The 11,988-nt window shown below is 67.8% G+C and carries 11 protein-coding genes; 4 read left to right on the top strand and 7 right to left on the bottom strand.

Features of this window, described 5'->3' with window-relative positions; genetic code table 11:
* Window positions 1-7: 7 nt before the first annotated feature.
* Window positions 8-466, bottom strand: coding sequence for a hypothetical protein (locus AC07O4_RS23295; RefSeq protein ID WP_495305793.1), 459 nt, complete (start codon window positions 464-466; stop codon window positions 8-10).
* A 253-nt stretch (window positions 467-719) separates the two neighbouring features.
* Between AC07O4_RS23295 and AC07O4_RS23290 the strand changes: the two genes are divergently transcribed.
* On the top strand, window positions 720-1,865 hold the full coding sequence (locus AC07O4_RS23290) for an efflux RND transporter periplasmic adaptor subunit (RefSeq protein ID WP_495305847.1): 1,146 nt from the start codon (window positions 720-722) through the stop codon (window positions 1,863-1,865).
* The gene (locus AC07O4_RS23285) at window positions 1,862-5,023 is read left to right on the top strand and encodes an efflux RND transporter permease subunit (protein WP_495305792.1); all 3,162 of its coding nucleotides are present in this window, start codon (window positions 1,862-1,864) and stop codon (window positions 5,021-5,023) included. Before AC07O4_RS23290 ends, AC07O4_RS23285 begins: the two co-directional genes overlap by 4 nt.
* A 264-nt stretch (window positions 5,024-5,287) precedes the next feature.
* On the opposite strand, the gene AC07O4_RS23280 is transcribed toward AC07O4_RS23285, so the two are convergent.
* From AC07O4_RS23280 to AC07O4_RS23255, 6 genes are all read right to left on the bottom strand, one after another.
* A complete protein-coding gene (locus tag AC07O4_RS23280) occupies window positions 5,288-5,980 on the bottom strand; it encodes a Crp/Fnr family transcriptional regulator (RefSeq protein WP_495305791.1) in 693 nt (230 codons plus the stop codon).
* A 45-nt stretch (window positions 5,981-6,025) separates the two neighbouring features.
* The gene (locus AC07O4_RS23275) at window positions 6,026-6,676 is read right to left on the bottom strand and encodes a histidine phosphatase family protein (RefSeq protein WP_070060094.1); all 651 of its coding nucleotides are present in this window, start codon (window positions 6,674-6,676) and stop codon (window positions 6,026-6,028) included.
* A 22-nt stretch (window positions 6,677-6,698) separates the two neighbouring features.
* Window positions 6,699-7,295, bottom strand: a complete 597-nt coding sequence (locus AC07O4_RS23270) for a DUF4136 domain-containing protein (protein WP_373866841.1) — start codon at window positions 7,293-7,295, stop codon at window positions 6,699-6,701.
* A gap of 73 nt (window positions 7,296-7,368) precedes the next feature.
* Window positions 7,369-8,298 carry a tRNA 2-thiocytidine(32) synthetase TtcA gene (gene ttcA / locus AC07O4_RS23265; protein WP_062477895.1) on the bottom strand — a complete coding sequence of 310 codons (930 nt, stop codon included), beginning with the start codon at window positions 8,296-8,298 and terminating at the stop codon, window positions 7,369-7,371.
* Window positions 8,299-8,350: 52 nt separating this feature from the next.
* The gene (locus AC07O4_RS23260; RefSeq protein WP_056576172.1) at window positions 8,351-8,728 is read right to left on the bottom strand and encodes a dihydroneopterin aldolase; all 378 of its coding nucleotides are present in this window, start codon (window positions 8,726-8,728) and stop codon (window positions 8,351-8,353) included.
* Window positions 8,729-8,742: 14 nt separating this feature from the next.
* Window positions 8,743-9,528: an SDR family oxidoreductase gene (locus AC07O4_RS23255; protein ID WP_062477898.1), complete on the bottom strand. Its 786-nt coding sequence runs from the start codon at window positions 9,526-9,528 to the stop codon at window positions 8,743-8,745.
* A 42-nt stretch (window positions 9,529-9,570) separates the two neighbouring features.
* On the opposite strand from AC07O4_RS23255, the gene AC07O4_RS23250 reads away from it, so the two are divergent.
* Window positions 9,571-10,683, top strand: a complete 1,113-nt coding sequence (locus AC07O4_RS23250; RefSeq protein ID WP_492744395.1) for a class I SAM-dependent methyltransferase — start codon at window positions 9,571-9,573, stop codon at window positions 10,681-10,683.
* Between the two features lie 393 nt (window positions 10,684-11,076).
* Entirely contained in the window at window positions 11,077-11,976 is a 900-nt protein-coding gene (locus AC07O4_RS23245; RefSeq protein ID WP_492744923.1) for a TauD/TfdA dioxygenase family protein, read from the top strand.
* Window positions 11,977-11,988: the final 12 nt, after the last annotated feature.

Below are 11,988 nucleotides of genomic sequence, written 5' to 3'. Positions count from 1 at the left end.
GGCCGCGTTACTGCGTGTTCAGCGTGTCGTTCGAGACGAACGGCCAGATGTTCAGGAACGGCTTGTTCAGCGATTCGCGGCTGGCCAGGGCCTCGTCGGGCGTCAGGATCCAGACCTCGCGCAGCAGCCCGGCGGCGTCGCGCGTGTAGTTCACGAGGTACTTCTGGCCGATGATCGCGCCGGGCATCACCAGCATGTTCTGCGGGCTGCGGATGCGCGCGCCGGCGCCCAGTCGGTCGGCCCGGCCGTCGAGTTCGACGTCGGGGGCGCTGGTCACCATGAACTTGCCGCGCAGCGTGCCGATGGGGAAGTTGCGCCCGCCGTTGAGCGACTCGTTCTGCGTCTGCGGACGGGGCACCTCGTCCTGGGCGCTGGCCTGGAGGGAGAAAAGACCGGCGGCGCCGGCAAGGGCGGCGCAGAAGGCAAGGGAAGTGAGCGTTTTCGTGGGTGTCTTGCAGCGGTTCATGGGGTATATCCAGAGGCTGTGGACCGGCGATTTTAGCGAGGGGGTGTTTTCCCTCATACCGGGTGCAGCGGGTGGTGCGGAGGCTTTGCGTCGGCCTGCTTTACATTTCTTTACGGCGCCCGTGAACACCGTGCGTCGGCCACTGCTCCAATAGCTGCTGTCAGCCCAAAGTGCACAAGAACCCATGAAGAAATCTGCCGCCTTCGCCCTCGCGGGCGTGTTGATCGTAGCCGTCGCAGGCGGCTGGTGGCGCATGTCGGGCGATCGGCCGGCCGTGAAGGATGCCAAGTCCGCGAACGCCGGGCCTCCCGCCGCGCTGGTCACGCTGGCCACGGCCGAGAAGCAGGACGTGCCGGTGACGGTGCAGGTCAACGGCAGCGTGGTTTCGCTCAACAGCGTCGACCTGCGTCCGCAGGTCACCAACACCGTGAGCGCGGTGCACGTCAAGGAAGGCCAGTTCGTGAAAGCAGGGCAGCTGCTCTTCACGCTGGACGACCGCAACGACCAGGCCAACCTGGCCCGCGCCCGGGCCCAGCAGCAGAAGGACGAGGCCACCATGGCCGACCTGGAGCGCCAGTACAAGCGCAGCCAGGACCTGGTGGCACAGAACTTCATTGCCAAGAGCGCGGCCGATGCCACGCTGTCGCAGCTCCAGGCGCAGCGCGCCGCCGTGGCGGCCGACCGCGCGGCCGTGCAGTCGGCGCAGGTGGCGCTGGGCTACGCCACGCTGCGCGCGCCCATCGCGGGGCGCATTGGCGCCGTCAACATCTACCCGGGCACGCTGGTGCAGCCCACGCTGTCGCTGGTCACGATCACCCAGCTCGACCCCATCGCCGTGAGCTTCCCGGTGCCCGAGGGCAACCTGCAGGACCTGCTGGCCGCGGCGCGCACGCGCGCCAAGGTCGAGGCGCTGGTCACGGGCCGCCGCGAGCCGCTGTTCGGCACGCTCGACTTCGTCGACAACACGGTCGACCCGCAGATCGGCACCGTGCGCGCCAAGGCCGTGTTCGCCAACGCCGACCAGAGCCTGTGGCCCGGCCAGTTCGTCAACACGCGCATCACGGTGCGCATGCTCGACGGCGTCACCGTGGTGCCGGCCGCGGCGCTCATGATGCTGTCCGACGGCGCCACGCTGTACGTGGTCGATGCCGAGCGCAACGCGGCACGTCGCCAGGTCAAGGTGCTCCACACCTTCGGCACCAAGGTGGCCGTGAGCGGCGTGACGCCTGGCGAGCAGGTCGTGATCGAAGGCAGCCAGAACGTGCGCCCGGGCGGCAAGGTGCGCATCGACGTGAAGGCGCCGGCCGGACCGGGCGGTGCGCCCGCGAACGGCACCACGGGCGTCACGCCTGGTAGCGCCGCGTCGTCGGATGTTCAGCCGGCACGAGAACGCGCATGAACATTTCAGAGCTCTGCATCCGCCGTCCGGCGATGACGGTGCTGCTGTCGGCGGCCGTCGTGGTCATCGGCATCTTTGCGTACTTCAGCATTCCGGTCGCGGCGCTGCCGAGTTACAACACGCCCGTCATCAACGTCAACGCGCAGCTGCCGGGCGCCAGCCCCGACACCATGGCGAGTTCGGTCGCGCTGCCGCTCGAAAAGCAGTTCTCGACCATCCCCGGCCTGCAGACCATCAGCTCGGTGAACACCCAGGGCGTGACCTCGCTCACGCTCGAATTCGTCAGCAGCCGCGACATCGACGCCGCTGCGGTCGACGTGCAGGCCGCGCTGCTGCGCGCCCAGCGCCAGCTGCCGCAAGAACTCACGCAGCTGCCCTCGTACCGCAAGGTGAACCCGGCCGACGCGCCGGTGCTGTTCATTGCGCTTATCTCGCCGTCGATGAACCCGTCGGAGCTCAACGACTATGCCGAGAACCTCATTTCGCCCACGCTCTCGACCATCGACGGCGTGGCGCAGGTTGGCGTGTACGGGCGCAAGGCCTTCGCGGTGCGCATCAAGGCCAACGCCGACCTGCTCAACGCACGCAACATCACGCTCGACGAGCTGGCCAAGGCCGTGAACTCGGCCAACGCCAACACGCCGGTCGGCACGCTCGACGGCCCGCGCCAGACGCTCACCATCCAGGCCAACCGCCAGCTCATGAAGGCGGCCGACTTCGCCAAGCTGATCATCGCGCAGCGCACCGGCGCGCCGGTGCGGCTGGACGAAGTGGCCACGCTCGAAGACAGCTTCGAGTCGGTCAAGACCGCCAGCAGCTTCAACGGGCAAGACTCCATCTCGCTGGCCGTGCAGCGCCAGCCCAATGCCAACACCGTGCAGGTGGTGGACGCGGTGCGTGCGCTCATCCCGCGCTTCAAGGCCGAGCTGCCGCAGTCGGTCGAGATCCACATGGTCAACGACCGCTCGCTCTCGATCCGCGAGGCGGTGCACGACGTGCAGCTCACGCTGCTGGGCACCATCGCGCTGGTGGTGCTGGTGATCTTCCTGTTCCTGCACCGGCTGGTGGCCACGCTGATTCCGGCGGCCACCATCCCGATCTCGCTGATCGGCGCCGTGGCGCTGCTGTATGCCTTCGGCTACAGCCTGGACAACGTCTCGCTGCTGGGCATCACGCTGGCCGTGGGCCTGGTGGTGGACGACGCCATCGTGGTGCTCGAAAACATCATGCGCTACGTCGAGAAGGGCATGGAGCCGATGGCCGCCGCCCTGCGCGGCGCGCGCGAGGTGGGCTTCACCATCGTGTCGATCTCGATCTCGCTGGTGGCCGTGTTCATCCCGATCTTCTTCATGCCCGGCGTGATCGGCCTCTTGTTCCACGAGTTCGCCGTGGTGGTGGCGCTGGCGGTGCTGGTGTCGGCCGTGGTGTCGCTCACGCTCGTGCCCATGCTCGCGAGCCGGCTGCTCAAGCACGTGCCGCGCAAGGCCGGCGCGCTCGACCACGAGGAAGAGCACCCCGAGCCCGGCACGGCGATCGGCCGTGCCTTCGAGCGCGGCTACCGCGCCGTGCACGGCGGCTACATGCGCACGCTCGACTGGACGCTCGGGCACCGCGCGCTGATGCTGGTCATGGCGGGGCTGACCTTCGTGGTCACGGCCTGGCTCTTCGTCAGCATTCCCAAGGGCTTCTTCCCCGAGGAAGACATCGGCCAGATCCAGATCACCACCGAGGCGGCCGAAGACATTTCGTTCACCGCCATGAAGGCGCTGCAGGACCGCGTGGCCGCCGCGCTCAAGGCCGATCCGAGCGTGGACTACGTGAGTTCCTTCGTCGGCGTGGGCGGCCCGACGGCCACGCAGAACTCGGGCCGGTTGTTCGCGGTGCTCAAGCCGCGCAGCGAACGCCCCAAGATGGCCAAGGTGCTCGAATCGCTGCGCCAGCGCTTCCGCGAGATTCCGGGCATTGCCGTGTACATGCAGCCGGTGCAGAACCTGCGCCTGGGCGGGCGCCAGAGCAAGGCGCGCTTCCAGTACACGCTGCAGAGCGTCAATGCCGGCGAGATGGTGCCGTGGTCGACCAGGCTCATGGAGCGCATGCGCGCCGACCCCGACTTCCGCGACGTGACCAGCGACTCGCAGAACCGTGGCCTGCAGGCCACGCTGGAGATCGACCGCGACAAGGCCGGCGTGCTCGGCGTGGCCGTGGGCGACCTGCGCACCGCGCTGTACAACGCGTACGGCGATCGCCAGATCGGCAGCATCTACGGCGCCAGCAACACCTACCAGGTGATCCTGTCGGCGGCCGACAGCGACCGCCAGTTCGAGGAAGACGTGGCGCGCCTGTCGGTGCGCAGCACCACCGGCAAGCTGGTGCCGCTGTCGGCCTTCTCGACCGTCAAGCGCACCGTGGGGCCGACCTCGGTCAACCACCAGGGCCAGCTGCAGGCGGTGACGGTGTCGTTCAACCTCGGCCCCGACGTGCCGCTGGGCAACGCCACCGCGAAGATCGACCGCTTCAAGGACGAGCTGAAGATGCCGCAGTCGATCATCACGACCTACGGCGGCGACGCGGCGGTGTTCCAGAGCTCGCAGGGCAGCCAGGCCGTGCTGCTGGTGCTCGCGGTGCTGGTCATCTACGTGCTGCTGGGCGTGCTGTACGAGAGCTACATCCACCCTCTCACCATCCTGGCGGGCCTGCCCTCGGCGGCGGTGGGGGCGCTCATCTCGCTGAAGCTCTTCGGCTTCGACCTCACGCTGATCGCGACCATCGGCATCCTGCTGCTGATCGGCATCGTGAAGAAGAACGCGATCATGATGATCGACTTCGCCCTCGACGCGCAGCGCACCGAAGGCATGAAGCCGGTCGATGCGATCCGCGAGGCCTGCCGGCTGCGCTTCCGCCCGATCCTCATGACCACGCTGGCCGCGCTGATGGGTGCGCTGCCGCTCGCATTGGGCCTGGGCGCCGGCGCCGAGCTGCGCCAGCCGCTGGGCGTGGCGGTGGTGGGCGGGCTGATCTTCTCGCAGGTGATCACGCTGTACATCACGCCCGCGATCTACCTGGCGCTCGACCGCTACAGCGGCAGCGGGCCGATGGTCGAGCTGCCGGGCGAAGCGAAGGCCGAGGCTGCGGCGGGGCATGCGGCCTCGCACGCCTGACGGCGATTCAAGTCACACGCCTGACGGCGATTCAAAAGATGCCGGATGGCCATGAGCGTGAGCCACCCGGCCAGGAAGGACTTGTGCAGTCCCGCGTGACGCCACACCCGGACCATCGCCCATTGAAGGCGCTCCGGCCTCTCTCCTCAACGGCTCTCTCCATTCCCTCCGCCGCTGCTCTTCCCATGTGTGTGACGGGATGAATGATCGCGAGAGGGTGAGGGTGTCGACGGTATCCAGCGATACAGGAAGCGGGCTTTTTCCTTACGGTGTCGCGTCGCGGAAACGATGCAGGGCCGGCGCATTCGGGATGCTGACCTGCCGGGCCCGCGTTTCAATGAGCCCTTCTCTTGCCAGCGCATTCAACGTGCGCGTGACGGTGACACGGCTCAAGGCCGTCATGGCGCCGATCTGCTCGTGCGTCAGGTCCACGGTGAGTTGTTTCGGTGCCTGCGCCGATGGCGGGCGTGCCACCCGCAGCAGCAAGTCGATGACCCGCTCCTTCGGTGCCGCCGAGGCCACCCCGGCCAGCTTGGCGACGATCATGTGGTTCTTGAAGCCGAGCAGCTGGATCAACGAGGTCGCGAGCTCGGGCAACGCTGAAAACTGTTGCGCGACATCCGCGGGGCGGTAGCGGCTGAGAACGGCCGGCGCGACCGCCCGGGTCGTCGTCGGCCGGGGGCTGTCGGCAAACGCCGGGCCTTCGCCGAAGATCGCACCCGGCCCGAAGATCTCGAGCAGGAACTCCGAGCCGTTGCTTCGGTGGATCGTGGAATGCACGAAGCCCGATCGCAAGAGATAGAAGTAATCGTGCCGTTCGCCTTCGCGCGCAATGGTGTCGCCGGCCTCCAGGGTGACGAAGCTTCCCAGGTGCGTGGCGTCGATCCACGGCGCGGACAGCGACTGGGAGGCGTCCCAGCTGGCGTACGCCGAGGGCGTGGGGTTCGTTCTTTTCATGGGAGCGTCTTGCCCGGGGCGAAGAAAGGCAAGCGGCTCACCCCACTAGGTCGTGGTCTCGTCCAGCGGCGCGTCCGTCGCCAGGTGCGCGATGTCGCTCCAGCCGACGAGGCTGAAGCCCTCGGGCGTCCACAGCATGCGGTTGATGGCCGCGTTGCCGAGCTGCCAGGTACGCGGCGCCTGCAGCTCCTGGCGCGTGGCGGCGCGGTAGAGCACGTCCATCACGCCGCCGTGGGCCACCAGCACCACCAGCTGGCCCGGGTGGCGCGCGGCGATGGCCGAGGCGGTGCCGGTCACGCGGTCGCGAAAGGTCAGCAGACTTTCGCCGCCGCCTTCGGGCTCGAACTCGGGGTCGCGCTCGCGCCAGCGGCGCGCGTCCTCGGGCAGCGTGGCCTCGATTTCGGCGAAGCTCATGCCCTCGAAGCGGCCGAAGGCGCGCTCGCGCAGGCCCAGGTCGGGCTGCACCTCGAGGCCGTGGGGCTCGGCGATGGCCTGGGCGGTCTGCCAGGCACGCGAGAGGTCGCTGGCATAGACCGCCGCGATCGGCTCGTCGGCCAGCGCCTGTCCGGCGCGCTGCGCCTGCCAGAGGCCGGTGGCATTGAGGCCGATGTCGAGGTGGCCCTGGATGCGGGTGTCGACGTTCCAGGCGGTCTCGCCGTGGCGCACGGCGATCAGGCGGGTGAGATTGGCTTCCATCCGTCCGAATTCTAGAAGTGCGTCATTTCCTGGCGGCCGGTGTGAGCTCGATGTTCACGCGGCGCTCGCCCGGCGGCGGGTTCGGAAAGCCCTGCAGCGCGGCCTCGAACATCACCGGCAGGATCGCCGCGCTCGAGCTGTAGGGTCCGTCGTTGCGCGCGCGGGTCTCGTACACCACGCGGTGGCTGCCGCCCGCCTCGCGCAGCACGAGGCTGACCTCGCGCTGGTACCAGGGGTTGGCCGGCGGCGTGAACATCGGGCCGCCGTACCAGCCGCTGCCATACCAGCGGTGGCCGTAGTAGCCGCCGTAGCCGTAGCCCCAGGGGCCGGGCCCGTACAGCCACGGATCGGCCCAGGGCGACAGCGCCGCCGTGACGCGCGCGCCGATCTGCGCCGTGTACTGCGGCCTTGTGTCGTCGCGGCGCAGGCCGACCTTGTCGAGCGCGGCCGCGGCCATGGCCTCCAGGCCTTCCTGGCGCGCCGTGTCGGCCTGCTGCGAAGGCAGGCGCTCGAAGCGGTAGGTGGCGCCGGGTGGCACGGTCGTGCCCGGCGTGGCAAAGCTCTTGACGTTGCTGTCGACCACCCAGGAGGTGGCGCAGCCGCTCAGGGTTGCTACCAAAAATAGAGCTGAAAATGCACGATACATAAGGGTCTCCGGGCCAAGTGCCCTAAATTCCCCTGGGTTGCCCGAGTCAGCCCTGGACGATGCGCAGGGCGGAGGGTGCCTGGGAGAGCAGGTCGAAAGCGGGCGTGTCGAAGGCCTTGTCGCCGTTCTCGTCGGCCACGCCCGTCGCTTTCAGACCCTGGAAGTCGTGCAGCGTTCCGTCCAGCAGGTGCGAAGGCACGACGTTCTGCAGCGCGGTGAACATGTTTTCCACGCGGCCGGGGTACTTCTTGTCCCACTCGCGCAGCATCTCGCCGACCTGCTTGCGCTGCAGGTTTTCCTGGCTGCCGCACAGCGTGCAGGGAATGATCGGGAACTCGCGGTGCTGCGCCCAGCGCACCGTGTCTTTCTCGGCCACGTAGGCCAGCGGACGGATCACGATGTGCTTGCCGTCGTCGCTCACCAGCTTGGGCGGCATGCTCTTGAGCTTGCCGCCGAAGAACATGTTGAGGAAGAAGGTCTGCAGCATGTCGTCGCGGTGGTGGCCCAGCGCGACCTTGGTGGCGCCCAGCTCGTCGGCCACGCGGTACAGGATGCCGCGGCGCAGCCGGCTGCACAGGCCGCAGGTGGTCTTGCCCTCGGGGATCACGCGCTTGACGATGCTGTAGGTGTCCTGGTTCTCGATGTGGAAGGCCACGCCGAGCTCGCTCAGGTACTTGGGCAGCACCTCTTCGGGGAAGCCGGGCTGCTTCTGGTCGAGGTTGACCGCGACGATGTCGAAGTGGATGGGCGCGCGCGCCTTCATCTTGAGCAGGATGTCGAGCAGCGCGTAGCTGTCCTTGCCGCCCGAGACGCACACCATGACCTTGTCGCCCTCTTCGATCATGTTGTAGTCGACGATGGCCTGGCCGACCTGGCGGCACAGGCGCTTCTCGAGCTTGTGCGTCTCGCGTTCGATCTTCAGCGAGTTGGAGGGCGCACCGGCTTCGGGCGTATCGTCGATCCAGACGGCGTTCATTGGGGGGCTACTTCGGGCAAATCAGGGGAAAGACCCCCGATTTTGCCTTGGATCACCATTCCCCGGCTTCGATGCGGATGGCGACTTCGCAGTCGTCGAAGATTTCGAGCTTGGCGATCTTCACGCGCACGCCCCGCACGCCGGGCAGTTGCAGCAGGCGCTGCGCGAGCTTGCCGATCAGGCTTTCGAGCAGGTTGACGTGCTCGGCGGTGCACTCGTCGATGATGATGCGGCGCACCTTGCGGTAGTCCAGCACGTGGAAGATGTCGTCGTCCTGCGGCAGCAGCGGCTGCGGGCCGAGGTTGAGCTCGGCGTCCACCAGGATCGGCTGCGGCGCGGTCTTTTCCTGCTCGAGGATGCCCAGGTTGGCGTCGAAGCGCAGGCCCTGGAGGGTGAGTGTCTGGTGGCCGTGCGGTGTGTTCGTGGACATGGTGGTGGTGCTCGTCACATGAGCGAGAAGTCGCGCTCGAATTTCATGAGGTGCTGGCCGCCGTCGACGAGCAGCGTGGTGCCGGTGATCGAGCTGTTTTCCAGCGCGAACTTCACGGTGGCGGCCACGTCTTCCGATGTGGACGAGCGGCCCAGCGGCGACAGCTTGTGCAGCTGCGCGAACTTGTCGTCATCGAGCATGTGGCTCGCCAGCGTGAGGCCGGGCGCCACGCCCACCACGCGCACGCGCGGCGCCAGCGCCAGCGCGAGCATGGGGGTGGCGGCTTCGAGCGCGGCCTTGGAGAGCGTGTAGCTCAGGAAGTCGGGGTTCGGGTTCCACAGCTTCTGGTCGAGCAGGTGCACCACGGCGCCGCCGTGCGCGTCGCGCCGGGCCAGGTGGTCGTGCAGCGCTTGCGCCAGCAGGATGGCCGCGCCGGTGTTGCTGCGCGCGTGGCGCTCCATGAGCGCGTAGCTGAAGCTGGCGGCGTCGTCGTGTTCGAAGAGGGCGGCGCTGTGCACCACGGCATCCACGGCACGAAAGCGTGCCGCCACGCGCGGCAGCAGGGCGCGCGTGGCCTGCTCGTCGGCCAGGTCGGCCTCGAACAGCGCCGAGTCGCCCGAGCGCGCGGCGCAGTCGGCCACGGTCTGCTCGGCCTCGGCGCGCGAGCTGCGGTAGTGCACCGCCACCTGCCAGCCGCCCGCGGCGAGCGCCAGCGCGATCTCGCGACCCAGCCGGCGGCCCGCGCCCGTGACGAGGACGGTGCGGCGGCGATCGGGGGAGGAGGGTGGGATGGCGCTCATTCGGAGGAGGAGGACAGAAGACAGGAAGAGGACAATGGCGCCGTGACGACGCCAACGACAAACAGTTTACCCATCGCCCTCGACCATCTGATTGCCCGCTCCGTCGAGCGCGCGGGCGGATGGATCGGCTTCGACCGCTTCATGGCCCTGGCCCTGTATGCGCCGGGGCTCGGCTATTACGCCAACACCTCGGCCAAGTTCGGCCACATGCCCTCGTCCGGCAGCGACTTCGTGACCGCGCCCGAGCTGACGCCGATGTTCGGCCACACGCTCGCGGTGCAGGTGCTCGAGGCGCTGGAGAAGACCGGCACCGACACGGTGTGGGAGTTCGGCGCGGGCTCGGGGGCGCTGGCGGTGCAGCTGCTGCATGCGCTGGGCGAGATGGGGCGTAGCGACGTGCGCTACCGCATCGTCGATCTGTCGGGCACCTTGCGCGAGCGGCAGCAGCAGGCGCTGGCGGGGTATGCGGGGCGGGTCGAGTGGCTCGGGGAGCTGCCTGAGTCCATGGCGGGCGTGGTGGTCGGTAATGAGGTGCTCGACGCGATGCCGGTGCAGTTGCTGGCGCGGGTGAAGGGGGCCTGGTTCGAGCGGGGGGTGGTGCGGAATTTGGCGGGGGATGGGTGGACGTGGGCGGACCGGGCTACCGAGTTGCGGCCGCCGGTCGAGGTGCCTGGAGTGCACGACTACCTCACGGAGGTGCATCCGCAGGCGCAGGCGTTCATTGCGACGCTGGCGGATCGGCTCGGGAAGGGGGCGGCTTTTCTCATCGACTACGGGTTTCCCGAGGGCGAGTACTACCACCCGCAGCGGCACATGGGGACGGTGATGTGCCATCGGGGGCATCAGGCGGATGGCGATCCTCTGTCGGAGGTGGGGTACAAGGACATCACGGCGCATGTGGACTTCACGGGGATTGCTGTGGCGGGGCAGGAGGCGGGGCTTTCTGTGCTCGGCTACACGAGCCAGGCGCGGTTTCTTTTGAACTGCGGGATGTTGGGGTTGATGGAGCGAGGGACTGTGGCGCAGCGGGGGATGGCGGCTCGGTTGATTCATGAGCATGAGATGGGGGAGTTGTTCAAGGTGGTGGGGTTTGCTGTCGGTGAACCTTGGGACGCTGTCGGGTTCGCTGAGGGGGATCGGAGTCACACCCTCTGAGGGGTTGCTTCCCGGGGCCGGGAGTTCCGCCCGGCGGCGGACTCACTTTCTTTTGCTTCGCCAAAAGAAAGTAAGCAAAGAAAAGGCGACCCCACTGTCTGCGTCCCTCCGCTTCGCTGCGGGCAACCTGCGGTGCTCGCGTTTCGCGGGGTCTCGCCCAAACTCGCTTCGCTCAAACAAGGGCGAGCCCTGATCCGCGAAACGCTGCGCTCCTCGGCGCAGCCAGAGGGGCTTGGATGCCGGGCGGGCCGTCGCTGCGCTCGGCCACCACGGCGCCAAAGGCGCTGCGCGCTTTGGGCGCCTTGTGCTTGTGCTTTCAACGGGAAGAGTTGGTCATAAGCAAGCAACAAAGACTTCGTTGGGGAATGGAGGGCGCGCTTCTACATTCGCGGCATGACTGCCGTTCTTTCCCGCGCTACCCCCGCCGCAGAGGCGCCCGCGCAGCACTTCGAGGTGCGGCCTTTCGATGCGCCTGTCGGTGCGGAGATCGTCGGGCTCGACATCGCTGAGCCGATCAACGCCGCCGACTTCCAACGCATCCACCGCGCGCACCTGGACCACCACGTGCTGGTCTTTCGCGACCAGCGCATCACGCCCGCACAGCACATCGACTTCAGCCGCCGCTTCGGGCCGCTCGAGATCCACGTGCTGCACCAGTTCCAGCTGAAGAACCACCCCGAGATCCTGATCGTTTCGAACATCAAGGAGAACGGCGAGCCGATCGGTCTTGGCGACGCGGGGGTGTACTGGCACTCCGACATTTCGTACAAGCCCCATCCCAGCCTGGGTTCGCTGCTGCACGCGCAGGAGCTGCCGAGCGAAGGCGGCGACACGCTGTTCGCCGACCAGCACCTGGCATGGGAGGCGCTGCCTGCCGAGCTGCAACAGCGCATCCTGCCGCTGAAGGCGGAGCACAGCTACCTCGCGAAATACGAGGAGCTGCGTGCGAAGAATCCGTGGCGACCCAAGTTGTCTCAAGCGCAGATCGATCAGGTCGCACCCGCCGTGCAACCCGTGGTGCGCACGCACCCGGAGACGGGGCGCAAGGCGCTGTTCGTCAGCGAGCACTTCACGACGCGCATCGTCGGCCTGCCGCAAGGCGAGAGCGATGCACTGCTGGCCGAGCTGTTCGCGCACAGCGTGAAGCCCGAGTTCGTGTACCGCCACACGTGGGCACCGCACGACCTGGTGTTCTGGGACAACCGTTCGCTGATGCACCTCGCGGCAGGCACGCCCGACCACCTGCGCCGCCGGCTCAACCGCACCACCATCGTGGGCGACACGCCGTTCTGATTTCTTCTTTTC

Source organism: Variovorax sp. GW821-FHT09D04 (genome assembly GCF_059416405.1).
Note: the sequence above shows the minus strand (reverse complement) of the source record. Positions and strands in the feature narration are given on the sequence as shown.

Bases quoted from the DNA above. Each gene is read 5' to 3' on its own strand.
- AC07O4_RS23285 (WP_495305792.1), top strand. From the start codon at position 1,862: ATGAACATTTCAGAGCTCTGCATCCGCCGTCCGGCGATGACGGTGCTG.
- AC07O4_RS23280 (WP_495305791.1), bottom strand. From the start codon at position 5,980: ATGAAAAGAACGAACCCCACGCCCTCGGCGTACGCCAGCTGGGACGCC.
- ttcA (WP_062477895.1), bottom strand. From the start codon at position 8,298: ATGAACGCCGTCTGGATCGACGATACGCCCGAAGCCGGTGCGCCCTCC.
- AC07O4_RS23255 (WP_062477898.1), bottom strand. From the start codon at position 9,528: ATGAGCGCCATCCCACCCTCCTCCCCCGATCGCCGCCGCACCGTCCTC.
- AC07O4_RS23260 (WP_056576172.1), bottom strand. From the start codon at position 8,728: ATGTCCACGAACACACCGCACGGCCACCAGACACTCACCCTCCAGGGC.
- AC07O4_RS23245 (WP_492744923.1), top strand. From the start codon at position 11,077: ATGACTGCCGTTCTTTCCCGCGCTACCCCCGCCGCAGAGGCGCCCGCG.
- AC07O4_RS23275 (WP_070060094.1), bottom strand. From the start codon at position 6,676: ATGGAAGCCAATCTCACCCGCCTGATCGCCGTGCGCCACGGCGAGACC.
- AC07O4_RS23295 (WP_495305793.1), bottom strand. From the start codon at position 466: ATGAACCGCTGCAAGACACCCACGAAAACGCTCACTTCCCTTGCCTTC.
- AC07O4_RS23290 (WP_495305847.1), top strand. From the start codon at position 720: ATGTCGGGCGATCGGCCGGCCGTGAAGGATGCCAAGTCCGCGAACGCC.